The 23895-nt window shown below is 57.8% G+C and carries 23 protein-coding genes; 16 read left to right on the top strand and 7 right to left on the bottom strand.

Annotated features, from left to right (window positions below; translation table 11 throughout):
- Nucleotides 1-42 precede the first annotated feature (42 nt).
- A complete protein-coding gene (locus J2T60_RS07115; RefSeq protein WP_253447380.1) occupies nt 43-513 on the top strand; it encodes a transcriptional repressor in 471 nt (156 codons plus the stop codon).
- A 135-nt stretch (nt 514-648) separates the two neighbouring features.
- Nucleotides 649-1863 (top strand): zinc metallochaperone GTPase ZigA, encoded by a 1215-nt coding sequence (gene zigA / locus J2T60_RS07110; RefSeq protein WP_253447377.1) that lies wholly within the window; start codon nt 649-651, stop codon nt 1861-1863.
- A gap of 72 nt (nt 1864-1935) precedes the next feature.
- Here the strand turns inward: zigA and J2T60_RS07105 are convergent, their stop codons facing one another.
- Both J2T60_RS07105 and kynU read right to left on the bottom strand, forming a co-directional pair.
- Nucleotides 1936-3312, bottom strand: coding sequence for an FAD-dependent oxidoreductase (locus J2T60_RS07105; RefSeq protein WP_253447374.1), 1377 nt, complete (start codon nt 3310-3312; stop codon nt 1936-1938).
- A 128-nt stretch (nt 3313-3440) separates the two neighbouring features.
- Complete coding sequence (kynU, locus tag J2T60_RS07100; RefSeq protein WP_253447371.1) at nt 3441-4715, bottom strand: kynureninase; 1275 nt, start codon at nt 4713-4715, stop codon at nt 3441-3443.
- A gap of 220 nt (nt 4716-4935) precedes the next feature.
- Between kynU and J2T60_RS07095 the strand changes: the two genes are divergently transcribed.
- The 6 genes from J2T60_RS07095 to J2T60_RS07070 all read left to right on the top strand — a co-directional run bounded on the left by J2T60_RS07095 (nt 4936) and on the right by J2T60_RS07070 (nt 11062).
- Entirely contained in the window at nt 4936-5766 is an 831-nt protein-coding gene (locus J2T60_RS07095; protein WP_253447368.1) for a motility protein A, read from the top strand.
- Between the two features lie 6 nt (nt 5767-5772).
- The gene (locus tag J2T60_RS07090; RefSeq protein ID WP_253447365.1) at nt 5773-6459 is read left to right on the top strand and encodes an OmpA/MotB family protein; all 687 of its coding nucleotides are present in this window, start codon (nt 5773-5775) and stop codon (nt 6457-6459) included.
- 31 nt (nt 6460-6490) lie between these two features.
- Nucleotides 6491-7450, top strand: a complete 960-nt coding sequence (locus J2T60_RS07085) for a bifunctional enoyl-CoA hydratase/phosphate acetyltransferase (protein ID WP_253447362.1) — start codon at nt 6491-6493, stop codon at nt 7448-7450.
- The gene (locus J2T60_RS07080; protein WP_253447359.1) at nt 7443-8615 is read left to right on the top strand and encodes an acetate/propionate family kinase; all 1173 of its coding nucleotides are present in this window, start codon (nt 7443-7445) and stop codon (nt 8613-8615) included. Before J2T60_RS07085 ends, J2T60_RS07080 begins: the two co-directional genes overlap by 8 nt.
- 105 nt (nt 8616-8720) lie before the next feature.
- Complete coding sequence (locus J2T60_RS07075) at nt 8721-10079, top strand: NTP/NDP exchange transporter (RefSeq protein WP_253447356.1); 1359 nt, start codon at nt 8721-8723, stop codon at nt 10077-10079.
- Nucleotides 10080-10117: 38 nt separating this feature from the next.
- Entirely contained in the window at nt 10118-11062 is a 945-nt protein-coding gene (locus J2T60_RS07070) for an aldo/keto reductase (RefSeq protein WP_253447353.1), read from the top strand.
- Between the two features lie 51 nt (nt 11063-11113).
- Here the strand turns inward: J2T60_RS07070 and J2T60_RS07065 are convergent, their stop codons facing one another.
- On the bottom strand, nt 11114-11569 hold the full coding sequence (locus tag J2T60_RS07065; RefSeq protein WP_253447350.1) for an Lrp/AsnC family transcriptional regulator: 456 nt from the start codon (nt 11567-11569) through the stop codon (nt 11114-11116).
- A 133-nt stretch (nt 11570-11702) separates the two neighbouring features.
- Here J2T60_RS07065 and J2T60_RS07060 point away from each other — a divergent pair, with 133 nt between their 5' ends.
- The 6 genes from J2T60_RS07060 (at nt 11703) to J2T60_RS07035 (ending at nt 17088) form a co-directional block, all read left to right on the top strand.
- A complete protein-coding gene (locus J2T60_RS07060; RefSeq protein WP_253447347.1) occupies nt 11703-12923 on the top strand; it encodes a methionine gamma-lyase in 1221 nt (406 codons plus the stop codon).
- 509 nt (nt 12924-13432) lie between these two features.
- Nucleotides 13433-13954 (top strand): hypothetical protein, encoded by a 522-nt coding sequence (locus J2T60_RS07055; RefSeq protein ID WP_253447344.1) that lies wholly within the window; start codon nt 13433-13435, stop codon nt 13952-13954.
- Nucleotides 13955-14534: 580 nt separating this feature from the next.
- Complete coding sequence (locus J2T60_RS07050; protein WP_253447342.1) at nt 14535-15167, top strand: Nmad2 family putative nucleotide modification protein; 633 nt, start codon at nt 14535-14537, stop codon at nt 15165-15167.
- Between the two features lie 27 nt (nt 15168-15194).
- Nucleotides 15195-15668, top strand: a complete 474-nt coding sequence (locus J2T60_RS07045) for a GNAT family N-acetyltransferase (protein ID WP_253447340.1) — start codon at nt 15195-15197, stop codon at nt 15666-15668.
- A gap of 85 nt (nt 15669-15753) precedes the next feature.
- On the top strand, nt 15754-16542 hold the full coding sequence (gene blaOXA, locus J2T60_RS07040; RefSeq protein WP_253447338.1) for a class D beta-lactamase: 789 nt from the start codon (nt 15754-15756) through the stop codon (nt 16540-16542).
- 75 nt (nt 16543-16617) lie between these two features.
- Nucleotides 16618-17088, top strand: coding sequence for a GNAT family N-acetyltransferase (locus J2T60_RS07035; RefSeq protein WP_253447336.1), 471 nt, complete (start codon nt 16618-16620; stop codon nt 17086-17088).
- Between the two features lie 15 nt (nt 17089-17103).
- Here J2T60_RS07035 and J2T60_RS07030 read toward each other — a convergent pair whose 3' ends face one another.
- The 4 genes from J2T60_RS07030 to J2T60_RS07015 all read right to left on the bottom strand — a co-directional run bounded on the left by J2T60_RS07030 (nt 17104) and on the right by J2T60_RS07015 (nt 21998).
- A complete protein-coding gene (locus J2T60_RS07030; RefSeq protein WP_253447334.1) occupies nt 17104-19914 on the bottom strand; it encodes a cation-transporting P-type ATPase in 2811 nt (936 codons plus the stop codon).
- A gap of 171 nt (nt 19915-20085) precedes the next feature.
- Nucleotides 20086-20511, bottom strand: a complete 426-nt coding sequence (locus tag J2T60_RS07025) for an arsenate reductase ArsC (RefSeq protein WP_253447331.1) — start codon at nt 20509-20511, stop codon at nt 20086-20088.
- Nucleotides 20504-21631 carry an ACR3 family arsenite efflux transporter gene (gene arsB, locus J2T60_RS07020; protein ID WP_253447328.1) on the bottom strand — a complete coding sequence of 376 codons (1128 nt, stop codon included), beginning with the start codon at nt 21629-21631 and terminating at the stop codon, nt 20504-20506. Before arsB ends, J2T60_RS07025 begins: the two co-directional genes overlap by 8 nt.
- 52 nt (nt 21632-21683) lie before the next feature.
- Nucleotides 21684-21998, bottom strand: coding sequence for an ArsR/SmtB family transcription factor (locus tag J2T60_RS07015; RefSeq protein ID WP_253447324.1), 315 nt, complete (start codon nt 21996-21998; stop codon nt 21684-21686).
- A gap of 486 nt (nt 21999-22484) precedes the next feature.
- Between J2T60_RS07015 and J2T60_RS07010 the strand changes: the two genes are divergently transcribed.
- Nucleotides 22485-23063 (top strand): porin family protein, encoded by a 579-nt coding sequence (locus tag J2T60_RS07010; protein WP_253447321.1) that lies wholly within the window; start codon nt 22485-22487, stop codon nt 23061-23063.
- A gap of 200 nt (nt 23064-23263) precedes the next feature.
- On the top strand, nt 23264-23887 hold the full coding sequence (locus J2T60_RS07005) for a methyltransferase (protein WP_253447318.1): 624 nt from the start codon (nt 23264-23266) through the stop codon (nt 23885-23887).
- Nucleotides 23888-23895 lie beyond the last annotated feature (8 nt).

The raw sequence follows: 23895 nt of genomic DNA, 5'->3' as shown, positions 1-23895 counted from the left end.
GCACAATAGCTTTCTGCCCATAGAAAATCGAGAGGAAATGGCATGGCTGCCCACGCCCATGATCACGAACAATGCGTCCGAGAGGCCATGGCGAGTGCCGAGCGGGTTTGCGCCGAGCGCGGTGTGAGGCTCACACCCATCCGCAAGCGGGTGCTGGAGCTGGTCTGGGAAAGTCATGAGGCCATCAAGGCCTACGATCTCCTGGACAAGCTGGGCGATGCGGATGGCAGCGCCAAGCCGCCCACCGTGTATCGCGCCCTGGATTTTCTGCTTACCCAGGGGCTGGTACACCGGATCGAGAGTGAGAATGCCTACGTAGGGTGTCGTCATCCTGAACACACTCACGAGTTTCAGCTTCTGATCTGTGATGACTGCCGTCATGTGGAGGAAATTTCGGTGGCTGGACTGTCTGAATCCCTCAAGCGGCAGGCCAAGAAGCAGGGCTTTCAGGTCAATCGTCAGACGGTCGAAGTCCACGGTCAATGCCCGAATTGTGCCGGCCAAAAAGGCTGATCAACCGCCATTGACCCGGTTTGAAGGGATTCGGTTGCCGATCACTCGCTAAGCGTCAAGCCATCACTTGTGTGGACAGTTTCATTTCTGATTTGCAACGTTATCACATTGCCATTTTAATTTGTGGAGAACATCATGCGTGACGATCGTGAGCGCCTGCCTGTGACGGTGCTTTCTGGCTTTCTGGGCGCCGGCAAGACCACGGTGCTGAACCATGTCCTCAACAACCGGGAGGGTCGACGGGTCGCGGTCATCGTGAATGATATGAGCGAGGTCAATATCGATGCTGATCTGATCCGGGATGGCGGTGCCAACCTCAGCCGGACCGACGAAGAGCTGGTGGAGATGAGCAACGGCTGCATTTGTTGCACCCTGCGTGATGATCTGCTGCAGGAAGTGCGCAAACTCTCCGAGGATGGCCGTTTTGATTACTTGCTAATCGAATCCACCGGCATTTCCGAACCCATGCCGGTGGCGGCCACCTTCGAATTTCGCGATGAGCAGGGCCAATCCCTGGCCGATGTAGCCAAGCTGGATACCATGGTCACGGTGGTGGATGCGGCCAATCTGCTGGCCGATTACAGCACCACCGAGTTCCTGGCGGACCGGGGCGAGTCGGCAGGAGAGGAAGACGAACGCTCCGTGGTGGATCTCCTGGTGGAGCAGATTGAGTTTGCCGATGTCATCGTCATTAACAAGATTGACTGCGTGGGTGATTCGGACAAGAACCTTGTAACGGCACTGGTCAAATCCCTGAACCCCGATGCGGCGGTCGTTTATAGTGAGTACGGGCGCGTACCCCTAGACGAGATTATGGCCACCGGTCGTTTCGATCTTCAGCGGGCGGCCAACCAGCCTGGCTGGGCCAAGGAAATGCGGGGAGAGCATACGCCGGAAACCGAGGAGTATGGCATCAGTAGTTTTGTCTTCCGGTCTCGCCGACCTTTCCATCCGGAGCGGCTCAATGCCTTGTTCCACAGTGAGTGGGAAGGGGTGGTCCGCAGCAAGGGTTATTTCTGGTTGGCCACCCGCATGGCGCTGGTGGGTGAGCTTTCCATGGCCGGCTCGGCACTGATGCATCAAGCGGCCGGTTTCTGGTGGGCCGCCACCCCGGAGACCATTCCAGACGACCCGGACGTTCGTTCCCTGATTGAATCCCAGTTCCAGGGTGAGTTCGGCGACCGTCGTCAGGAAATCGTACTGATCGGTATTCACATGGATGAACAGGCCATGCGTCGGCACCTGGAAGCCTGTTTGCTGACGGGTGAGGAAATGGCCCTGGGCCCGGAAGGCTGGCAATCCTTCCCTGATCCCTTCCCGGAATGGCGGGTGATGGACGAGGCTGGCTAATCATCCCCGTAGGAGCGGCTTTAGCCGCGATTGGGTCCGCGGAGAGGATCGAGATCGCGGCTAAAGCCGCTCCTACGGGGTTTGTTGATCCCGAATGACGGACAGCCGTTCTTGAATCAATTTATCTGCCTGATTCCAATCCACATCCGCCACCTTGCCCACATCGCCACTGGTGAGGGCATCCAGAATCTCCTGCTGGACGCATCCCCGTGACTGGGCCTCGGCATAGGGGAGGTGGTGGAACATCACCATGGAATAGCGGGGGATGAAACGCTCCGGGTACCGTTCCTCCAGGGCCCAGCCGAGCTCCTTTTGCAGCTTGAACTTGGGGTCCCGTACCGACTCCCGCATCTCCACATAGTTTTCCAGCGCCATATCGGCAATGGCATTGGCATTGGGCCGGCGCCGTTCCTCGGTCAAGGCAAAGGCCTGCGCCCAGTCGCCCTTGGCCTCATCCAGGCAACGGTCCAGCTCCAGGCAATCCTCGAAGGCGCAGTTCATTCCCTGGCCATGGAAGGGCACGATGGCATGGGCCGCATCCCCCAGCATCAGGGCAAAGTCATCCACCCGCCATTGCGGGCTGCGCACAGTACCCAGCTTGCCCAGGGGATTTTCCAGGAAGGTGTCCACCAGCGCCGGCATGAGCCGGGTCGCATCCTCGAAGTTGTCATGGAAAAACGCTTGGATCCGAGTCGGGTCATTACCCAATGCGTCAAAGGAGGGGTTTCCTTCATAAGGCAGGAATAGGGTGACGGTGAAACTACCATCCAGGTTGGGCAGGGCAATCAGCATGTAGCCGCCCCGAGGCCAAATATGCAAGGCCCCTTTCTCCATTTGCCATTGCCCGTCTTTACCCGCAGGTATGTTCAGTTCCTTGTAAGCGTGACCCAGTAGCTCCTCGCTCACGTCGATATCCAGCTGTTGCTTCATGGCCTGACGCGTGGGTGAACCGGCGCCATCGGTGGCAATCAGTCGATCGCAGCCCAGCGTCCATTGCTGGTTTTTCGCCTCATCCCGAAGGTGAACGTCTCGTTTGTTGAAATCCACTGACTCCAAGGCCTGGTGGAAATGAAAGCGCACACGGCCGGTCTCTTCGGCGGCGTCCATCAATCGCTTGTTGAGCTCGCCCCGTGAGATGGAATAGATCACTTCCTCGGGACGTTTGCCGTAGGCCTGAAAATCCAGTTTCCCCTGCTCGTCATGCAACATGCGGCCTTCCATGGGGATCAACAGTGGCTCCACCCGTTCCATGACGCCGGCGCCTTCCAGACCGGCCATGCCCCGGTTGGCCAGGGCCAGGTTGATGGACCGCCCTGCCGAAATCGTCTCCAGGCGCATATCTGGACGCTTCTCGAATACGTCCACGGCATAACCCCGCCGCGCCAGATAAATTGCCAGCAAGGATCCGGCCAGGCCAGCCCCGGCAATCACGATCTTTTCATTACTCATAAGACACAATCCAGAATAAAGAGAAGAAGGGGCCACCGAGTGCCCAATCCCCGTAGGAGCGGCTTTAGCCGCGATTAAACGCTCCGCTGAGCCAATCGCGGCTAAAGCCGCTCCTACGGGAAGTCCTGTTACCCCTTAATGGCCGCTTCAAGGCGTTCCACAAAGTGATACAGGTCCTCGAATCGATTATATAAAGGCACCGGGGCCACACGGATGACATCCGGCTCGCGCCAATCACAGATGACCCCATTGCGTTCCAGTTCCTCGAACACTTCGCGACCATTACCTTGCTTCAGGCGCAGCGACAGTTGGCAACCACGCTGCTTATCTTCCCGGGGTGTGATCACGTCCACCCGCTCGGGCAGGCGCTCTTCCAGCCAGGCCCAGAGGGTGTCGCTAAGTTTCAGCGATTTCTCCCGCAGGGCATTCATGCCCACTTCGTGGAAGATTTCCAGGGAAGCCAGCACCGGTGTCATGGACAGGATAGGCGGATTGGAAAGCTGCCAGCCCTCGGCACCGGGGATGGGGTGAAATTCCGGGCCCATCTTGAAGCGGCTGGATTTGTCATGCCCCCACCAGCCGGCAAAGCGCGGTAGTGATTCGTTGCGGGCATGGCGTTCATGCACGAAGCAGCCGGCAATGGCCCCGGGGCCGCCGTTGAGATACTTGTAGGAGCACCAGGCAGCGAAGTCCACGCCCCAATCGTGCAAATGCAGGGGGATGTTGCCGGCGGCATGGGCCAGATCGAAACCCACCTTGGCGCCTTTGGCCTGGGCGGCTTCCGTGATGGTGGCCATGTCGAAGACCTGGCCACTGTAGTACTGGACCCCCGGTAGTAGTACCAGGGCAATGCGATGGCCCTCGGCCTTGATGAGATTCATCAGATCGTCGGGACGAATGTGGGCCTCGCCTTCCCGGGGCGTGATTTCGATCAGATCCCTGTCCGGATCAAAACCATGGAAGCGGATCTGGGAAGCCGCGGCATGGCGATCGGAGGGGAAGGCCGGCTTTTCAATCAGAATGGCGGGGCGTTCGGCCGTGGGCCGGTAGAAGCTCACCATCATCAGGTGCAGGTTCACCGTCAAGCTGTTCATCTGCACCACTTCATGGGGCTTGGCCCCCACCAAGGCCGCATTCAGCTCGGTGAAGTTCTCGTGGTAAGGCATCCAGGGCCGGCGTGCCTCGGTATGCCCCTGCACCCCCAGCCGTGCCCAGTCGTCCAGCTCCTCCTGGAGATAGCGGGCCACTCGCCGTGGTTGCAGCCCCAGGGAGTTACCCGTGAAGTAGAGACTGTCCCCGCCATCGGGTGCCGGCGGAATATGAAATTCATCCCGCCATTGGCTCAAAGGATCGGCCTGGTCCAGGGCACGGGCATTGTCGAGAGAGAAGGTTGTCGTATTCATGGCGGTATATTGTACGACAGTTGCCAGGCGATATGCCCGCGGCCCGCGACCTCGTCGCTTACGTCTGCAAGAGTATGCGGCCTGATCTGATCCTTATGGAATGTGATTAATTCCACAAAAAACCCCTATTAAAGAGTCACCCTCGCAGCCAGGCCATTAAGCCGCTAAGCTCGGGGAAGCTTATTTCGATCCCCTTAACGCAAAGGATACAAGGCCCTCGATGCGGTTTCTGCGCTTTTCTCCCTACTTCGGGTTCAATCCCTCCACCTTGATCGGTGTTCTCGCCGGACTTCTCATGCTGGTTCTGGTGCTGGGGTTCGCGGCCGAGGAGCCGGCGGCTTTCATCAACCTGCCGGGGCTGGCCATTGTCCTGGGCGGGACCCTGGCGGCCACCTTTATCAGCTTCCCCTTGCGGGAGGTACTTCGGGTCGCCCGTCTGGTGGGAATCGTGTTTCGCAATGAGCGCATGTATTCCCGGGATGATATGGAAGAGTTGGTTCGCCTGGCCCGGCTTTGGTCCCGTGGTGATATACGCCAAGTGGAAGCCCAACTTGATGATACCCATAACCCTTTCCTGCGGACCGGGGTGCAACTGGTGATCGATGGCACCCCGGAGCAGGATATTCTCGATCTGCTCCAGTGGCGCATCATCCGGCTCAAGGCCCGGGAACATGCTGAAGCCCAGGTCTTTCGGGCCATGGCCAGCTTCGCACCAGCGTTCGGCATGATCGGCACCTTGGTTGGGCTGATCAACATGATGTTCATTCTCGGCGATGGCGACCTGATCATGATTGGTCAGCACATGGGGGTGGCCTTGTTGACCACCTTCTACGGCATTCTACTGGCCAACCTGATTTTCAAGCCTATTGCCGTCAAGCTGGAACGCCGCACCGAGCAACGGGTGGTGCTAATGAATATGGTGCTGGAAGGGGTCGCCCTGATGTCTCAAAAGCGCAACCCCAGCTTCATCCGTGAAACCCTGCGTTCCTTTATGGCGCATTACCACGACGAGCTACGCCAGAAACCCACCTACACCCTGGGCGAGCGGTAAGTCATTATGGCCGGTACGCAACCACAGACATCCTCGCCGGCAAGGCGTCCCAAGGGACTGCAGGGCATTGAAGTGCCCGAGCGGGGCGAGGAGGCGGAAGGCTGGCTGATCACCTATCTGGATGTGATTACCCTGGTGTTGACCTTCTTTGTCGTGTTGTTGGCGTTCTCGGATTTCACAACGGCCGAGGTGGAGGCCGAACCAACGGCGGAAACCGTGGTTTCGGATCCACCTCCAGTGCATGGCATTGCCGAGTTGATGATGCATGATCCCACCGCCGGGGTAGATGTGGTGGTAGAAGACGGTCAGGTCACTCTGCACATCGGTGAACAGCTACTCTTCCCTTCCGGGGCGGCCGGACTCACCGATGAGGGACGGGAGGTGCTGGCGGATATTGCCGAAACCTTGCGCCAGACTGACTATCCCATGTCCATTGAAGGCCACACCGACAATGTTCCTATTGAAACGGTGGCCTATCCCTCCAATTGGGAGCTCTCGGCAGCCCGGGCCGCCACGGTCCTTCGGCAGTTGGAGACCGAAGGGGTGGCACGGGAGAGAATGCGTGCTATCGGTTACGCCGATACCCAACCCATCGCGAGCAATGAGACCGTGGCGGGGCGGGCCAAGAATCGACGGGTGGGACTAGTGATTTATCTGGATGATACCTTGCTGCATTCCCCGACACATGAGTGAGTCCCAACTAGCTACCAGGGAGGAATGAATCATGGCAGGACCTGACAACGACAAGGATCGCGTTCAGCTGTCACGGCTGCTGAGCATGGCCAAGCATCTCCCTCCGCTCTCCATGGCAGTGGTTCATCCAGTGGATGAACAGAGCCTTTCCGGGGCGCTGGAGGCCGGCAAGCGCGGCTTGATCGAGCCGGTTCTGGTTGGCCCCTGGCATCGAATCGAGGCCACGGCGGAGAAAGCCGGTCTGGATCTCTCGGACTGGCGGCTGGTGGAGACCGAACATAGTCATGAGGCGGCCGAAACCGCCGTTGCCATGGCCGCCGATGGCGAGGTAGGCGGCTTGATGAAAGGCGCCTTGCATACCCGGGAGTTCATGGGGCCGATTGTGCCGCGCAAGGGTGGCTTGCGAACCGAACGCGTCATGAGCCATGTCTGGGTCATGGATGTGCCCAGCTACCCCCGCCCCCTGTTGATTACCGATTCTGCCCTGAATATCCGGCCTGACCTGATGATGAAGGCCGATATTGCCCAGAATGCCATCGATCTGGCTGCGGCCATGGGGATTGAAGATGCCCGCTTGGCGGTCATTTCGGCTACCGAGGAGGTTAACCCCAAGCTCCAGTCGACACTGGATGCGGCCGCCCTGTGCAAGATGCGGGAGCGGGGTCAGATCAAATCCGGCAGGCTGGACGGGCCATTGGCATTCGACAATGCCATCTCGGAAGAAGCAGCCCGATCCAAGGGCATCGGCGGACCGGTGGCGGGGCGTGCTGACATCCTGCTGGCCCCGGATGTGGAATCGGCGAATATGCTTGGCAAACAGCTGCATTACCTGGCCGGGGCGGAAGCGGCCGGGATTGTGCTGGGTGCCCGGGTGCCTATTGTCCTGACCAGTCGGGCCGATGATCGCTTCTCGCGCATGGCGGCCTGTGCCATTTCCCAATTGTTGGTGGAAGCCAAGGAAGTAAAGCGCCGGGAGAAAGCGGGTGAGTGATAATGCCTTGCTGATAATGAATGCCGGCTCCTCCAGTATCAAGTTCGCGGTGTTCCATAGCCGCGAGGAAGAGGCCGAGTGGCGGGGTCAGGTGGAGGGGCTGGGTGGCTCCTCTCCCGTGCTGACAGTCAAAGCCCGAGGATCTGATAAGCCAACATCCCATTCACTGGCTGACGCTGACCATGAGGCCGCGATTAAGGCCCTGCTGGGTTGGCTGGAAGATAATGTGGGCCATTCAGCTCTGAAGGCGGCGGGCCATCGCGTTGTGCATGGTGGCCAGCAGTATGCCGAACCGGTTCGGATCGATGAGAAGGTGCTAGACACCCTTGAGACCTTCTCGGACCTGGCGCCCCTGCATCAACCGCACAACCTCTCCCCCATCCGCCAGTTGATGCGACTCAGACCCGAACTGCCCCAGGTGGCCTGCTTTGATACGGCCTTCCATCGGGATCAACCATGGATTGCCCAGCAGTTTGCCTTGCCCAGGGAATGGACCGAGAAGGGCGTGCTGCGTTACGGCTTCCATGGGCTGTCCTATGACGGCATCAGCCGACAACTCCGTCAGGCATATCCATCGCTGGCCGCTGGCAGGGTCGTTGTGGCGCACCTGGGAAATGGGGCCAGTCTGTGTGGAATGAGGGACGGCAAGAGTCAGGCCACCAGCATGGGCTTTACGGCTCTTGACGGCCTGCCCATGGGCCAACGCTGTGGTGCCCTGGATCCAGGCGTGGTGCTGTGGTTGATTCAGCAACAAGGGCTATCGGCGGAAGAGGTCCAGGAAATGCTCTACAAGCATTCCGGTTTGCTCGGTGTCTCGGGTATCAGCCACGACATGCGAGATCTGATTCAAAGTGCATCTCCGGCAGCCAAGGAGGCCATGGCCTTATTTGCTTATCGCACCGCCCGGGAGATTGGCTCACTGGTAACGGCTCTCGGCGGGATTGATGGCCTGGTCTTCACGGCCGGTATTGGCGAGCACTGTCCCGAGATACGTCGGGCCATTGTTGAACAGCTTTCATGGCTGGGTTTTGAGCTGGATAAGGAAGCCAATCAAGGCAATGCGGAATACCTGTCTCGGCCAGAGACGCTTCCGATACTGGTGCTGCCTACGGATGAGGAATCCGTGATTGCCCGGAATACCCGGAAACTTCTCGCGCTTGGCTAAGGTCTACCTTGGGTATCTGCCTCTTGGTGTAATCTGTCCAGATTCGCCAATTCGGGCCGCTTGCGCTTGACCCATGGCTGACGTTTCTCTGGTGAAGGGGGTGGCATGCCCGGTTTTCTGGAAGGGTTTTTTAATATCCGCCGCGGCGAAGTCCTCTCGGTCTTTCTGGCCGGCTTGTTCTTCTTCTGTGTCCTGACGGCATTGATGCTGTTGCGCCCGGCCCGTGAAGCTTTGGGCCTGCAGGGCGGGGTGGAGTCGGTCCGCTGGTTGTTCGTGGGCACCGCTTTCATCACCCTGTTGGTGAATCCCTTCTTCGGCCTCTTGGTCAGCCGTTTGCCACGGCTTTACTTCATTACCGCCACCTATGCCTTTTTCGCCATGAGCCTGGTGGGTTTTTACTTTCTGATGGTGGTGACACCGGACGCCATCGGGGTGGTCACAGGCCAAATCTTTTATGTCTGGTTCAGTGTCTTCAATCTCTTTGTAACCATGGTGTTTTGGGCACTGATGGCGGATCGTTTTTCCCTGGGGCAGGGCAAGCGCCTGTTCGGCATGATCGCGGTGGGGGGAACCTGCGGGGCCATCTTCGGTCCCTGGCTTGCCTCCATCCTGGCTGACCCCTTGGGCACGCCGGCGCTGTTGTTGGTCTCGACTGTTTTTCTCGGCCTGGCTGTGGGGATTGCCTGGTTGCTGGCCTGGCAGCAGCCTGAGAAACCGAGGCCGGAGGACGCCGACGACCCGGATGCACCGCCCGCGGTGGATGAACACGCCATCATTGGGGGCAGTGCCTGGGAGGGATTCAAGGCGGTTTTTCGATCCCGCTACTTGATGGGGATTGCGGCCTACGCGGTGATTCTGGCCATCATGGCCACCTTCCTCTATTTCACCCGATTGCAGATGGTGGCGGAGCTTGGCGACGACCTGGATTATCGCACCACCATCTTTGCCCGGATCGACCTGATTACCCAGGTTGCCACGCTCGTCATGCAGGCCTTTATTGCCGGTCATCTCATGCGTCGTTTCGGGGTGCATATCACTCTGGCACTGTTGCCCCTGACCGCAGCTCTCGGATTCATCGGGCTGGCGGCGGTGGGTTCCCTGGCGGCCTTGATCGTCTTCGAGGCCGTGTTCAAGTCCGTGCAAAGGGCCATTCAGCGCCCGGCTCGGGAAACGCTCTATACGGTGACCAGCCGTGAAGATAAGTATAAATCCAAGGCCTTCATCGACACCTTCGTCTATCGTGGTGGGGATGTGGTGGGGGCCCAGACCGAGGGTCTGTTGGGGCGTCTTGGCATGGGCTTGGCGGGTGTGGCAGCGGTGGCTGTCCCGTTGGCTGTGGTCTGGGCGGGGTTGGCCCTGTGGTTGGGTCGCACGCAGCAGAGGTTGGCCCGGGCACCGATCCGTGATGCTTCTGCCGCCAAGGGGCACTCGGCCCAGGCTGCTGTTGACCCGCCCCGTTCTTGAGGTTTTATTTTCTTGATGTACCGCATGAGGAGAATGACATGATGACACGACGTGAATACCTGAAGCTGTCCCTGGCCGCCGGTGTGGCCCTGGCCCTCAAGCCCAGCATTATGTGGGCCGATGACAAGGATCTTCCATTGATCACACGCACCATCCCCGGCACGGATGAAAAAGTGCCGGTGGTGGGCCTGGGTAGTTCTGCCACCTTCCGTAGCGTGGCGGAAGAGGGCGAGTACGAGCGCTTGAAGGAAGTCTTCTCTCGCCTGGCCGAACATGAGAACAGTGTCTTCGACACTGCGCCAGGTTATGGCGCCTCTGAAGAAGTGGCCGGGCGTCTGGTCAATGAACTGGGTGTCAAGGACAAGATCTTCTGGGCCACCAAGCTGAATGTCGCCCCCCGGGGCGGCGGTAGTGCGGATCGGGAAGAGGCCAAGCAGCAATTGGAACGCTCCTTTGACTATGTGCAGAAAGACCCCATTGATCTCATCCAGGTCCACAACCTGGGCGATGTGGACACCCAGGTACCGATTCTCAAGGAACAGAAGGAAGAAGGGCGTATTCGCTATCTCGGCGTGACCACCACCTTCCCCCGCCAGTACGAGCTGCTCGAAGACGTCATGGAGAAGTATGAGCTGGACTTCATCGGGGTGGATTACGCCATCGACAATCACACCATGGAAGAACGCATCTTCCCCATGGCCCGAGACAAGGGCATTGGCGTCTTAGTCTATGCACCCTTTGGTCGTACCCGTCTTTGGGAAAAGGTGGATGGCAAGGAAGTCCCGGGCTGGGCGGCCGAGTTCGATGCCCACACCTGGGGCCAGTTTTTCCTTAAGTGGGTGGTGTCTAATCCGGTTGTTACTGCCGCCACCCCGGCCACCAGTCGCCCCCGCCATATGGCAGACAATATGGGCGCGGCCTTGGGCAAGTTGCCGGACGAGGAAATGCGGGAGCGCATGGTCAGCTATATCGACTCGCTCTGAGTTTTTTGTGCGACCTGTTGGCAAAGAGCGGCCACATCGGCCGCTCTTTGCTTATCCGGAGGGCAGGACGGGGGAGCGTTTTACCACCCCGTAGGCGAAGCTGGTGTCCATGGAGGCGATGCCCGGGATGGTGTGCAGGGTCTCGCGCACGAAGTGCTCATAGTCTTCCAGGCTGCCGGTGACCACCCGCATCAGGTAATCCCGCTGCCCGGTCATCAGAAAACAATCGATGATTTCCTCGATCTCCTTCACCCGCTCCTCGAAGCCGCGCACCGTGTCCGTGTCATGGCGGGCCAGGGCGACCCGCACGAAGACCGTGATGGGGTAGCCATAGGCCTGCTGGTCCACCACCGCCATATAACCCCGGATGATCCCTTTTTCTTCCAGGCGCCGAACCCGGCGCAGGCAGGGGGAAGGAGAGAGATTCACCCGCTGGGCCAGCTCCTGATTGCTCAGGCGGCCGTCGAGTTGCAGCTCATGAAGGATTTTACGATCAATCTTGTCCATATCGAACCCATATTAGCAGAATCTGCCAAAATACTACGACCAAGGGGGTCAAATTGGAAACACCTGCCCCGTCTCCCGGTCTAGGATCAAGGCTGGACATTCGCCAACGATTCGGAAGATCAGGAGTACAGTCATGGCTGCCGATAAACATTCAGGTTTCGCCACCCGTGCCATCCATTACGGCTACGAGCCCTCCGAGGAGCAGGGCGCGCTGACCCCGCCCATGCATATCACCTCCACCTTCGCCTTTGACAGTGCCGAGCAGGGTGCTGCCCGCTTTGCGGGTGAGGAGGCGGGGCACTTCTACTCCCGTATCTCCAATCCCACCGTGGAACTGCTGGAAAAGCGCATGGCCGCCCTGGAAGGGGCCGAGGCCGCGCTGGGTTTTGCCTCCGGCATGGGTGCGATCACCGCCCTGATGTGGAGCATCCTGCGCCCCGGTGATGAGCTGATCACCGACACCACCCTCTACGGCTGCACCCACGCCTTCTTCAACCACGGCCTGGCTGAGTTCGGCATTAAAGTAACCCATGTGGATCTCTCCGATCCCGCTAATCTCGAAGCCGCCATCAGCGACAAGACCAAAGTGGTCTATTTCGAAACCCCGGCCAATCCCACCATGGACCTGGTGGACATCGAGGCCGTGGCCAAGATCGCCAAGCGGCACGGCGCCTGCGTGGCTGTGGACAACACCTACGCCACCCCGGTCAACACCCGCCCCATCGAACTGGGTGCGGACTTCGTGGTCCATTCCGCCACCAAATACCTGGGCGGCCATGGCGACCTGGTCGCCGGCATCCTGCTGGGCAGTGAAGAAGACATGTTCAACATCCGCCTCACCGGCCTCAAGGACTTCACCGGCGCGGTCATGTCCCCCTTCACCGCCTTCCTGCTCATGCGGGGCTTGAAGACCCTGGAAGTGCGCATGGAGCGTCAGTCCAGAACCGCCATGGATATCGCCCGATGGCTGGAGGCTCAGCCCCATGTGCAGCGGGTCTATTACCCGGGTCTGGAAAGCTTCCCCCAGCACGCCCTGGCCAAAAAGCAGATGGCCGACTTCAGCGCCATCATGGCCTTCGACATCAAGGGCGGCGTGGAAGCCGGCCGCACCCTGATGAACAGCCTCACCATGATCCGCCGCGCCGTCTCCCTGGGTGACGCCGAAAGCCTCATCCAGCACCCGGCCAGCATGACCCACTCCGTGCTCAGCCCCGAGGAACGCGCCGAGCACGGCATCAGCGATGATCTGGTCCGCCTTTCCGTCGGCCTGGAAACCCCCGCAGACATCATCGCCGACCTGCAGCAGGCCTTCGCCCAGCTCGACGACAAGGAAGAGCTGCGAAAGGCCGGATAAGCCCGCCTAAAGCCAAAAAAACGGCCGGCGTCACCCACCGTGATGCCGGCCTTTTACGTTCCCGCCTCGAAAAATCCCCTCAATGCGCTATGCTGAGACCAAAGCCAAGGAGCAGGCCCCGCCATGCGTTCGACTTCCCAAACTATTTCGACCTTCACCAGCCTGGGCAATGATCGTGCCTGGCCGGGGAGTATGATTGAATTCACAGAATGTGGAAGGCAAGCGAATACGCGAGATATTGACCGCTTAGGACCTAAGGGGCTGACCTATATAGTTTTTTTGCTTGCTCGTTTTTGCCGGAATGGTGGAGTTATGAAGCAGTCACGATACTGCAATAACACCGCGTTGATTGGTGCGTCATTTATTCTGTTTGTCAATGGCCATGCTGTTGCCGGGACTATTCCTATCGGGTTGATTGCTCTAAATATTTGGTGGCTCTATCTTTTAGGCTCGAAGGGTAGAGGGCTCCCAATCAGTCCCGAGGAATAAAGTTAGTTAGGGAGTCTTGAATGGATAAGCCCAATAAAGAGGAGCTAGAAAGTCGCTATCGAGAGTCGGGCACAGACGACTTAGTTGACCTTGTCGCAGGGGGAGGATTAACTCCTGAGGCTAAAGAGCTCGCGCATAAGGAATTGGCTGATAGGGGTATCGATTACGATGTTTATCAGTCTGAAAGAGAAAAGTCAGATGCTGCAGAATTTATAGCTGCGCGCCCTGGTTACGGAACTGATCCGGATGAGAACGTTTTCGCGCGACTTTGGCAGGGTGATGTTCCATTGCCGATTGCTTTCTGGATCGTATATTGGGTTGGTGGGTTTGTCGCATTGTTTGTGGGAGCTGCGATAGCTGAACTCTCTGGTTTGGTTGGTGGGTTCGTCTTAATATCCGGAGGCTATACGGTTTATTCATTGATTGTACTGTGGCGAAGCACGAAAAGATATCAAGGGCCCAATGTATGGCGGAATGGCGCGCAGTTTTTCGTCATAATTGCATGGATATCTTTCATATTACTGCTTATTGAAATGGGGTGACTGAGGAATATGCGGAGCGTCGTAGGTTATCTTGTGGTGGTTAATCCCCATAACCAGGCGCTTGAGTACGCTCCGGCCCTAGTCGGGCCTCCGCCGGACGGGCTTTGCGCTGCGCTCCAAGCCCGCCGCTCAGCTTTGCGTTGTGTGTCAGTAAATGCGTAAAGCCGCCATTCCAGTCATTGCATACATAGGGCTCTCGCTCATTTTTCTCGCGCAGAGTGGAGCGTCCCTTCGTATGTACGCGCTATCGTTCGCCATTTTCGCGTTAGCGTTTTTAATCCCATCCATCTGGGCCGCCCACATGGGGAATTCCCGTGGTCGGTTGATCGTTTGTAGTCTTTTTTCTGTTGCCGCGATCCTAGCTTGGGACGCGACAGCGTATCTTGTTATCGCCAAGGTGGAGCCGTTCTCAATCCTGCTAAATGCTGCATGGCTATATGCGCCTGGCTTTTTATTACTCGTGTTCATGAGCTTTGTGACGGCCTGGGCTGCATCGTCACCCAACCAACAACTCCATCCGACGTCCTCGCCTTCGGCGAGGGCGCGGCGGAGTTGAAGCGTTAAGCATTTAGGGGGACCTTTGAGCAGGCTCTACACGTACATCGTCAACGTCGACTCTGGGCTGGCCCCAAATCCATTTGATGGCTGGTGTACTTTGGCGGTTTGTACCCCGAACCACCAAGGTAGTGCGGTCAGAAAGGGTGATTGGATAGCTGGATTTTCTCCAAAAAGTGAAGGCTACCAATTCATCTATGCGATGAAGGTGGATGAGCGAATCCACATGAACGAATATTTCTACGACCCTATATTTCAATATAAGAAGCCGTTAATGACTGGTGGGTGGAAAGAGCGATGCGGCGATAACTTATACTGGCAAGATGAGAAAGGTTCATGGTTTCAGATTCCCAACCCATTTCATCAAGGAATGCTGGATAAAGACACCCGAGTCCCGTATGTGTTTGCTGGTAAAGAGTTCTGGTATTTGGGAAAAGCTCGCTCAGACGTGCCTGAGGAGTTTCTAGCTATGATCGGAGGTCGAGGTGCTAGGGTAAACCATCAGGCAGGCTTGCCGGAACGATTTATGGAGTGGGTTTGCCGGAATTTTCGGCAGGGCATCACTGCAGGACCTTTGGATTCAGAAGGCGAGAGCTGTAAGCCTTGTGGGTCTGTGCTGCCTGCAAGCTGCCTGACGAGTTCGTGCAATAATGCCTAATCCGGCGTAAGCCTCACAGGAGCAATTGTGCATATCCGTCGCTTTCGTATTGGTGAAGAGCGCGAGCTTTTCGGAGTCTTTCACTCGGCGATTCATCGTGTTGCAAGTCGCGACTACACACCGGAGCAAATTAATGCTTGGGCGCCGGTACGCTTGGATCAGGAGCTTTGGGCACGGAAGATTCGTGATATTAAGCCATTTGTCGCAGAGATTAACGGAAAGATTGTTGGTTATGCTGATCTGCAGCCTTCTGGCTATATTGACCACTTTTTCGTCTCTGGATATCACCCAGGCCAGGGAATTGGAAGGTTATTGATGTCGACTCTTCACAGTGAGGCAGTCTCGCTTGGTTTGACAGAACTGACATCCGATGTCAGTCGGACGGCTCAGCCTTTCTTTGAAAAATTCGGGTTCTGCATAATTGAACAACGGGCGCCCGAGTTGCGGGGAGTAGTCGTTCCAAACGCACTCATGCGCAAAGTTTTCCGTGATGAGGCTTAACCAAGCCACCAAGTTCGCGCACTCCGTGCGCCGGACCTTGTTTCACTCGGCCGCTTATGGCGGGCGTTAGACCTTTGGAGAAACAATGCGAGTCCAATCCCTTTCGTTTTTATTATTAGCTGTCGCCTTCCCGATCTACGGTGCTGATCAGGAGCGTTCTGATTGGGCCGGGTTCTTCGACGAGTTTGATGCTAAAGGCACGATCGTGGTGGCTGACGAACGTGAAAAGAGCCGCGCTATGTGGGTCTATGGACAGGAACGAGCAAGCAAACGCTTTTCCCCTGCCTCCACATTCAAGATCCCGCATACGCTGTTCGCGCTGGATGCCGGTGCTGTTCGCGATGAGTTTCAGGTGTTTGAGTGGGACGGAGTTGAACGAAGCTTTGCTGGTCACAATCATGACCAGAATCTTCGTTCGGCCATGCGGAGCTCGGCAGTCTGGGTGTTTCAGCAGTTCGCCAAAGATATTGGTGAGGAGAGGGCGGGGCGCTACCTAAGAAGGATCGACTATGGTAACGCCGACCCATCAACTGACGAAGGCGATTACTGGATCTATGGTAATCTCGGTATCTCTGCCCAAGAGCAAGTCTCATTCCTGAAGTGGCTTTACAAAAATGATCTTCCCTTCCAATCCGAGCATCAACGCCTAGTGAAGGACGTTATGATTGTTGAAGCTGGAACAGACTGGATTCTACGTGCAAAGACCGGTTGGGACGGCCAGATGGGCTGGTGGGTTGGCTGGGTTGAGTGGCCGTCCGGGCCGGTCTTCTTCGCACTCAACATCGATACTCCCAATCGAACTGGCGACCTTGCCAAGCGAGAACAGATAACTCGTGCGATCCTGCAATCCATTGATGCACTTCCGACCCCATAGCAACAAGTCTGACGATTTATTCAAGTCGATGCCACTTCGTCGCGTGGGTTATAATGCAGACGTCAGGAGGCAGCTGTGGAAATAAGACTTGATAACTTGGATAGTCCACAAGTCGTCGCGTTGATACGCGAGCATCTTGAGTCAATGGCGCCAACTGCTCCACCTGAGAGTCGGCATGCGCTTGATCTGGATGGGCTGCGTGGACGTGACATCATGTTTTGGTCTATGTGGGACGGTAAAGAGCTCGTGGGTGTTGGGGCGTTGAAGCATCTGTCGGAGGAGCATGCAGAAATTAAGTCGATGAAAACCGCACGGCCCTATTTGCGAAAAGGTATGGCATCCAAAATGCTAAGCCACATTATCCTTGAAGCTAAAAGACGTGGATACAGTCAACTTAGTCTTGAGACTGGTTCAATGGGGTTCTTCGAACCCGCAAGGAAGCTATACTCAGCCTTCGGGTTCAAACCATGCGGGCCGTTTGGCAGCTATGCTAAGGATCCAAATAGTGTTTTTATGACAAGGTATATTAGTGATGAACGCGCCTGAACGGTAATCGCTTGATCAGGCGCGCCTTGGTTGATTTGAAGGCGGGTTGGTCTCGCCATCTCCAGTCTCCACCCAGGAAGTCCTCCGCAATACCCACTTCTCCAGTTCCACGATGATGAATACTGCCAGGCCGAAGGCCATTATGCGGGTCCAGTCGGACAGGCCGATGGGTTCCAGGCCGAAGAGGGTATTCATGAAGGGGAGGTAGGTGAAGCTCAGTTGCAGGATCACCAGAATGCCCAGGGCAGACCATATGGCCTTGGAGCGGAAGAGTTCCCAGCCCGTGAGTACCGGCTGGAAGATTAGCCGAAGGTTCAGAAGGTAGAAGGCCTGGCCGGCCACCAGGGTGTTGATGGCGACGGTGCGGGCCAATTCCTCGGAGGCATCGGTCAGCTGCTCCATGTAGACGAAGTGACCGAAGGTGCCGATCCAGAGCAAGATGGCCACGAAGGGAATGCGCCAGAGCAGAAAGCCGCTCAACAGGGGGGCATCTGCTTCGCGGGGTGGTCGGGACATGACGCCGGGTTCGCTGGGTTGGAAGGCCAGGGACATGGCCAGGGTCACGGAGGTGACCATGTTCACCCACAGTACCTGGACCGGGGTCAGGGGCAGGGCCAGGCCCATGAGGATGGCCATCATGATGGTCAGTGACTGCCCGGCATTACAGGGCAGCATGTGCAGGATGGCCTTGCGGATATTGTCGTAGACCGTGCGGCCTTCCTCCACGGCGTGGGCGATGGAGGCGAAGTTGTCATCGGCCAGCACCATCTCGGAGGCTTCCTTGGCGGCCTCGGTGCCCTTGCGGCCCATGGCCACGCCCACATCCGAACGCTTGAGAGCGGGGGCATCGTTCACGCCATCGCCGGTCATGGCCACGATGCGTCCACCCGCCTGCAGGGCCTCGACCAGGCGCAGCTTGTGTTCCGGGGTGGTGCGGGCGAAGACGTCCGTGTTTGCCACCACCACCCGCAGGGCCTGATCGTCCATGTCATCCAGCTGCTGCCCGCTGATGGCCCGACACTCCTCCTGGCCTCCATCCTGATCGCCTTCCTGATATTGGCCCTGACGATGAATACCGAGCATCTCGCCCACGGCGCTGGCGGTGATGAGATGGTCGCCGGTGATCATTTTTACGCGGATACCGGCGGTGATGCATTCCTCGACGGCTCGGATGGCCTCATCCCGGGGCGGGTCCATGATGCCGACTACAGCCATCAGGGTGAAATGCCCTTGTTCCACATGCTCATAGTCCAGGGTGCTTTGCCCGGAGTCGGCATCACGGGCGGCGATTGCCAGTAGTCGCTGTCCGCGGCCGGCAATGGCATCCATGATCCTGTCCCAATGGGTGGTATCCAGTGGCTCGGGCCCCTGTCGTCCCATCTGTCGGTCACATAAGGACAGCAGGCGTTCCGGGGCGCCCTTGAGGTAGATCACTTCATGGCCACGATGATCGTGGTGCAGGGTGGCCATGTACTTGGTATCGGAATCGAAGGGCAGGCCATCGATGCGGGGATGGTGTTCATGATGCTGCTGTGGGTCGAAGCCTGCCTTGCAGGCCACAGTGAGCAGGGCCCCTTCGGTGGGGTCGCCTTCCATGACCCAGTCGCCATTTTGCTGGTAGAGCTGCGCATCATTGCAGAGCAGGCCGGCCTGCAAGGTCTCCCAGAGCGACGGCTCATCCTCCGGGTTGATGTCACGGCCTTCGGCGGAGAATTCTCCATGGGGGGCATAACCCACGCCGTCCACTTCCACCTGCCGGTCGGCAAAGGCGAGCACCTGCACGGTCATTTCATTGCGGGTGAGGGTACCGGTCTTGTCGGAGCAAATCGCGGATACCGAACCCAGGGTCTCCACGGCGGGCAGCTTGCGAATGATGGCATTGCGCCTAGCCATCTTCTGCACGCCAATGGCCAGGGCGATGGTCATGATGGCGGGCAGGCCTTCGGGGATGGTGGATACCGCCAGGCTGGCGGCAGCCAGGAACATTTCGTCCAGGGGGTAGCTGCGCACCCAGTAGCCAAAGGCGAAGGTGGCCACGGAGATGGCAATAATAATGGCGGCGAGCCAGCGGCCAAACTGTTCCACCTGGCGCACCAGCGGGGTCTGGAGGCTCTCCACCTCGCCCAGCATGCTGGAAATGCGGCCAATCTCCGTGCCGTCACCGGTGGCCACCACCACGCCCACGCCGCGGCCAAAGGTGACCAGCGTGCCGGAGTAGGCTATGCAGGCCCGGTCACCCAGCGGGGCATCGTCTGTCACCGGGGCCAGGTCCTTCTCCACCGGTACCGATTCCCCGGTCAGGGCGGCTTCTTCGATGCGCAGGTTCTTGGTGTCCACCAGGCGCAGGTCCGCCGGGATCTTGTCACCGGCTTGCAGATGAACCAGATCACCGGGGACGATCTCGTCGGCGGGGATCTCGCGGCGCTTGCCATCCCGCACCACCAACGCTACGGGTGAGAGCAGCTTACGAATGGCATCCAGCGCCTTTTCCGCTTTGCCCTCCTGGACAAAGCCAATCAGGGTATTGATCAATACCACTGTCGCAATTACGGCGGTGTCTACCCAATGGCCCAGCAGGGCGGTGCCGATCGCGGCGGCAATGAGAATGTAGATCAGGATGTTGTGGAAATGGCGCAGAAAGCGTTTCAGGGTGCTGCTGCCCTCCGGGCGCTTGAGCTCGTTCCGGCCGTGTTCCTCTAGCCGCGCTTGGGCTTCATCGCTGCTCAGCCCCTCCCGTCCTACACCCTGGGCCTCACGCACTTCCTCCGCGGATAGCGTATGCCAGCGTTGGCAGTTGGCCTGGTGATGACTCGAATCCTGCGCCATAGCCTGTTAGCCCGTGTACAGACCGGAAATTGCCCTTGGCGATCTTGTGGGCATCATCTGGGAGGCGGGCGCCTCCTGGCTGTGCAAGCGCCCCTCCATTCACCCCAGGGTTCATCATAAATCTTCCACGCGCCCAACGCTTGATTTCGATCAATCTGAGTAACGTTTTACTCAAGTCCCTTCGAGATGTTCCCTGAACTGGGTTTTCAGCATTGTTTTTATCGCCTCTCGGGTTTCTCGGAAGCCGTCGAGATCGTCAGACTCGTGCCTGGCCGGGTCGGGGCTCGGCCAGTGTTTACGCTCGAACTGACCAGAAACGATGGGGCACACTTCCTCTTGGCAGAGGGTGATGATCCAGTGGTAGCTCGTGAGATCCAGGCTGTCGATGGACTTGGAATACTGGTCGCTGATGTCGATGCCGATTTCCTGCATGACAGTGACTGCGCGCGGGTCCAGTGTGCCGGGCTCGGAGCCGGCCGAGGCAATGCGCCAATCGTCCGGGAGCAGGGTTCGGGCCAGGCCTTCGGCCATCTGGCTGCGGGCCGCATTGGCCACGCAGAGGAACAGGATGCTTTTTTCGTGCGCGCTGTCAGTCATGGCTTTGAGCCTCCCTCTTCGTTTGGGCTGATTGGCCCATGGGGCGCCAGTCAGCGCCATTGAAATAACGGCGTTTTAGCCAGAGGGCCACATTCACCAGAGCAATGAGTACCGGTACTTCCACCAAGGGGCCGATGATGGTGGCGAAGGCCACGGCAGAGCCCAGGCCGAAGGTGGCGATGGCCACCGCAATGGCGAGCTCGAAGTTGTTGGAGGCTGCGGTAAAGGCCACGGCCGTGGTTCGCGGGTAATCGGCCTGGATGAGCCGGCCCATGAAAAAGCTCACCACAAACATGGTTACAAAGTAGATAGCCAGCGGCACGGCAATACGAAGCGCATCCAGGGGCAGCTCCAGTATGGCGGCACCCTTGAGGCTGAACATGGCAATGATAGTGAACAACAGAGCCACCAGGGTCAGGGGACTGATGGTGGGGATAAAGCGCTTCTCATACCAGTCCTCGCCCTTGCGACGGGTTAGCCACAGCCGGGTCAGAAAACCCGCCAGGAAGGGAATGCCGAGATAGATGAGCACGGCCTGGGCAATGGTCATGAAGCCCACATCAATGACCTGGCCGCCGAGCCCGATCCAGCCGGGCAGCACACTCAGAAAGAACCAGGCATAGACACTGAAAAAGGCCAGCTGAAAGAGGCTGTTGAAAGCCACCAGGCCCGCGACATATTGATTGTTGCCACCGGCAAGCTGATTCCAGACGATGACCATGGCAATGCAGCGAGCCAGGCCGATGAGAATCAGGCCGGTCATGTACTCGGGGTGATCTCGCAGGAAGATGACCGCCAGGGCAAACATCAGCACCGGGCCAATCAACCAGTTTTGCACCAGCGACAGGCTCAGCACCCGCCAGTCCCGAAACACCTGGGGCAGTTCGTGGTAGCGGACCCGGGCCAGGGGTGGATACATCATCAGGATAAGGCCAATGGCGATGGGGATGTTGGTCTCGCCAATGTTCATGGATTCCAGGCCGTCCGGCAGCCCCGGGAAGATCGTGCTCAGGACAACGCCAACGCCCATGGCGAGAAAAATCCACAGGGTCAGAAAACGATCCAGCAGGCCGAGCCGTTTTCGGGTGGGTTGGCTGGCTGTCTGCTCAGGCTGGCTCATGGTCTACCTTTCGTTTTTCGTCGAAAAACGATAAATGTGTTAAAAAAATGCCTTACAGGGCGTTCAGCAAATCCCGGAAGCGATCCAGGGCGTCCCGGTTGGCCTTGAAGCAGGTCCGGGGCGGGCGGGGCTCGGCCACTACAAGCCCGGCTTCCTTGAGGATGCGCAAATGCTCGGAGACGGTGGACTGGGCCAGGCCGATGTAATCCACCAGTTCCCCGCTGATGCATTCGTCCTGGCTCGCGATATACCGCAACAGGCGCACCCGGGCCGGATTGCCCAGCGCACGGGCCATGGCGGCGAGTTGCTCGTCGCGGGCCTCGGGGGTCAGATCCAGATTGGCTGGATGGCAACAGGTCTCGGGCATTACGGGAATACTCCATTTCGATTATCGTCGAATAACGATTATAGATTTCCGGTGCACGTATTGCAATGCCCTGAAGCCTCCCAGGCCGCCCATGGCTATACCATTGTCTCGATCAATTATGAACTCGCTCCCGCTAAGCAGAATATGACACCCGACTAACCTCCGGTTTTCATCACGGATGGCAATGACAGCTCTTTCGAATCCAGTGCCAGAGCACTCGAAGGCCGAATGAAGGACAATAATGTCTATGTCGATTAGTTCTACTAACCCACCGGGCACGGAATTATCGGCTACGAATATCAGTTCGACTTCTCTACTATGGAGTCAATGGAAGCCTATGATCGCACGCTCAGATTCCCAGCCAGGGTGACTGAAGGTTAATGATCTACGCTTTATTATTCGATAGTTTGTGTTGCATTATTATTCTTGCAACTTAAACTAAACGTTGAAGTGCCAAGTGAATTCAACCACCAATGGGGGGGTGAAATGAAGAATGTTGTCTCTTCTCGGATAGTATGTTTTGCGCTGTTGGTTTCGCTAGCTATTGCTTCGCCATCTATTGCTATGGGTAGCTCCATAGACCATGGGACGTCGTATGGAGGAGTGCACTTTTCCCAGCTGGCTTACGATGAGGATGGTGTCTCGAACGATGCTAATCCTACGTTGCTTACAGGACGTCTCGGGCACTTTTTTGCAAATCAGGTTGCTATTGAAGGGCGGCTCGGCTTAGGACTTTCTGATGACACGGTTCGTATTGATGATTTTGGCCTTGCCGTGGACGTTGATATGGAGCTTGATCGCCTGTTTGGTGTCTATGCTGTCGGGCATTTTCCGTTAGGACAATCCGCATCCATTTATGGCTTATTCGGTTTCACAGACGCCAAAGCGACATTTTCGACCAATGGCTTTTCGGATTCTGATACTGACAGCGGGTTTTCCTACGGCTTCGGTGTGGATATTTATTCATCAGACCAATTTGGTTTGAATATTGAGTACACACAGTATTTAGATGAGAGCGGCTATGATCTATCTGCTCTGAGCTTAGGGGTGAAGTTCATATATTAGCGCGCTAAGAACAGCGTCATCTGACCTGGCCGAGATCACGCGTGAAGCACGGGAGGGCTTTGCGGCCCATTTGTCCGGGAACGGGATGCAATAGTGATTACGCCAGACTCGGATCCAGCGCCCGGCATGACCTCTGGTGAGCCTTCAGAGCCCGGATATGCTACTCTCCGCGCTTTTCATGCCGTAGATTTTCAACGCTCATGCCCTCTCCCCTGCACGAAGAACGCCTGCAAACCATCCTCTCCCAACTGCGCTGCGACGGTGTGCGCTCGGTCCAGGACCTGGGCTGTGGCACGGGGGAGTTGCTGATGCGGCTGCGGGAAGAGCCCCGCTTTGAAAAGGTGGTGGGCATCGATATCGATGAAAAGGCGTTGCAGGCCGCGCGCCGGACCTTGGGGTTGGATCCGCTGGACCAGAGTGCTCGCGTCCGGGTTCATCGGGCGTCCTTTGAGGAGACTGACCGGCGGCTGAAGGGGTTTGACGCCGCGGTCATGCTCGAGACCATCGAGCACATCGAACCTGGCCGTCTGTCCCGCGTGGAGGGGGCAGTTTTCGGCCATGCGCGACCGCATCTGGTGTTGGTGACCACGCCCAATGCCGAGTACAACCCCGTCCATGGCATGGCTCCCGGCGAGAAACGCCACCCCGGTCATTATTTTGAATGGGATCGGGCGAAGTTTCGGCACTGGGCGTATGGTGTGGCCGAGCGCCAGGGCTATCAGGTGCGTTTTTTTGACATTGGGCCCGTCTATCCCGGGCTTGGGAGTTCCACCCAGATGGCTCGCTTTCAGCTCGCCGAGGCGCAGCTCGGCCAATCGGCCTGATCTGCCTT

The sequence above is a fragment of the Natronospira proteinivora genome (assembly GCF_024170465.1).
Taxonomy (GTDB): Bacteria; Pseudomonadota; Gammaproteobacteria; order Natronospirales; family Natronospiraceae; genus Natronospira; species Natronospira proteinivora.
Note: the sequence above shows the minus strand (reverse complement) of the source record. Positions and strands in the feature narration are given on the sequence as shown.

Coding starts and splice junctions, on each gene's coding strand:
- J2T60_RS07010 (WP_253447321.1), top strand. CDS start 22,485: ATGAAGAATGTTGTCTCTTCTCGGATAGTATGTTTTGCGCTGTTGGTT.
- J2T60_RS07105 (WP_253447374.1), bottom strand. CDS start 3,312: ATGAGTAATGAAAAGATCGTGATTGCCGGGGCTGGCCTGGCCGGATCC.
- blaOXA (WP_253447338.1), top strand. CDS start 15,754: ATGCGAGTCCAATCCCTTTCGTTTTTATTATTAGCTGTCGCCTTCCCG.
- J2T60_RS07095 (WP_253447368.1), top strand. CDS start 4,936: ATGCGGTTTCTGCGCTTTTCTCCCTACTTCGGGTTCAATCCCTCCACC.
- J2T60_RS07025 (WP_253447331.1), bottom strand. CDS start 20,511: ATGACTGACAGCGCGCACGAAAAAAGCATCCTGTTCCTCTGCGTGGCC.
- J2T60_RS07070 (WP_253447353.1), top strand. CDS start 10,118: ATGATGACACGACGTGAATACCTGAAGCTGTCCCTGGCCGCCGGTGTG.
- arsB (WP_253447328.1), bottom strand. CDS start 21,631: ATGAGCCAGCCTGAGCAGACAGCCAGCCAACCCACCCGAAAACGGCTC.
- J2T60_RS07090 (WP_253447365.1), top strand. CDS start 5,773: ATGGCCGGTACGCAACCACAGACATCCTCGCCGGCAAGGCGTCCCAAG.
- J2T60_RS07030 (WP_253447334.1), bottom strand. CDS start 19,914: ATGGCGCAGGATTCGAGTCATCACCAGGCCAACTGCCAACGCTGGCAT.
- zigA (WP_253447377.1), top strand. CDS start 649: ATGCGTGACGATCGTGAGCGCCTGCCTGTGACGGTGCTTTCTGGCTTT.
- J2T60_RS07060 (WP_253447347.1), top strand. CDS start 11,703: ATGGCTGCCGATAAACATTCAGGTTTCGCCACCCGTGCCATCCATTAC.
- J2T60_RS07085 (WP_253447362.1), top strand. CDS start 6,491: ATGGCAGGACCTGACAACGACAAGGATCGCGTTCAGCTGTCACGGCTG.
- J2T60_RS07115 (WP_253447380.1), top strand. CDS start 43: ATGGCTGCCCACGCCCATGATCACGAACAATGCGTCCGAGAGGCCATG.
- kynU (WP_253447371.1), bottom strand. CDS start 4,715: ATGAATACGACAACCTTCTCTCTCGACAATGCCCGTGCCCTGGACCAG.
- J2T60_RS07055 (WP_253447344.1), top strand. CDS start 13,433: ATGGATAAGCCCAATAAAGAGGAGCTAGAAAGTCGCTATCGAGAGTCG.
- J2T60_RS07015 (WP_253447324.1), bottom strand. CDS start 21,998: ATGCCCGAGACCTGTTGCCATCCAGCCAATCTGGATCTGACCCCCGAG.
- J2T60_RS07075 (WP_253447356.1), top strand. CDS start 8,721: ATGCCCGGTTTTCTGGAAGGGTTTTTTAATATCCGCCGCGGCGAAGTC.
- J2T60_RS07065 (WP_253447350.1), bottom strand. CDS start 11,569: ATGGACAAGATTGATCGTAAAATCCTTCATGAGCTGCAACTCGACGGC.
- J2T60_RS07005 (WP_253447318.1), top strand. CDS start 23,264: ATGCCCTCTCCCCTGCACGAAGAACGCCTGCAAACCATCCTCTCCCAA.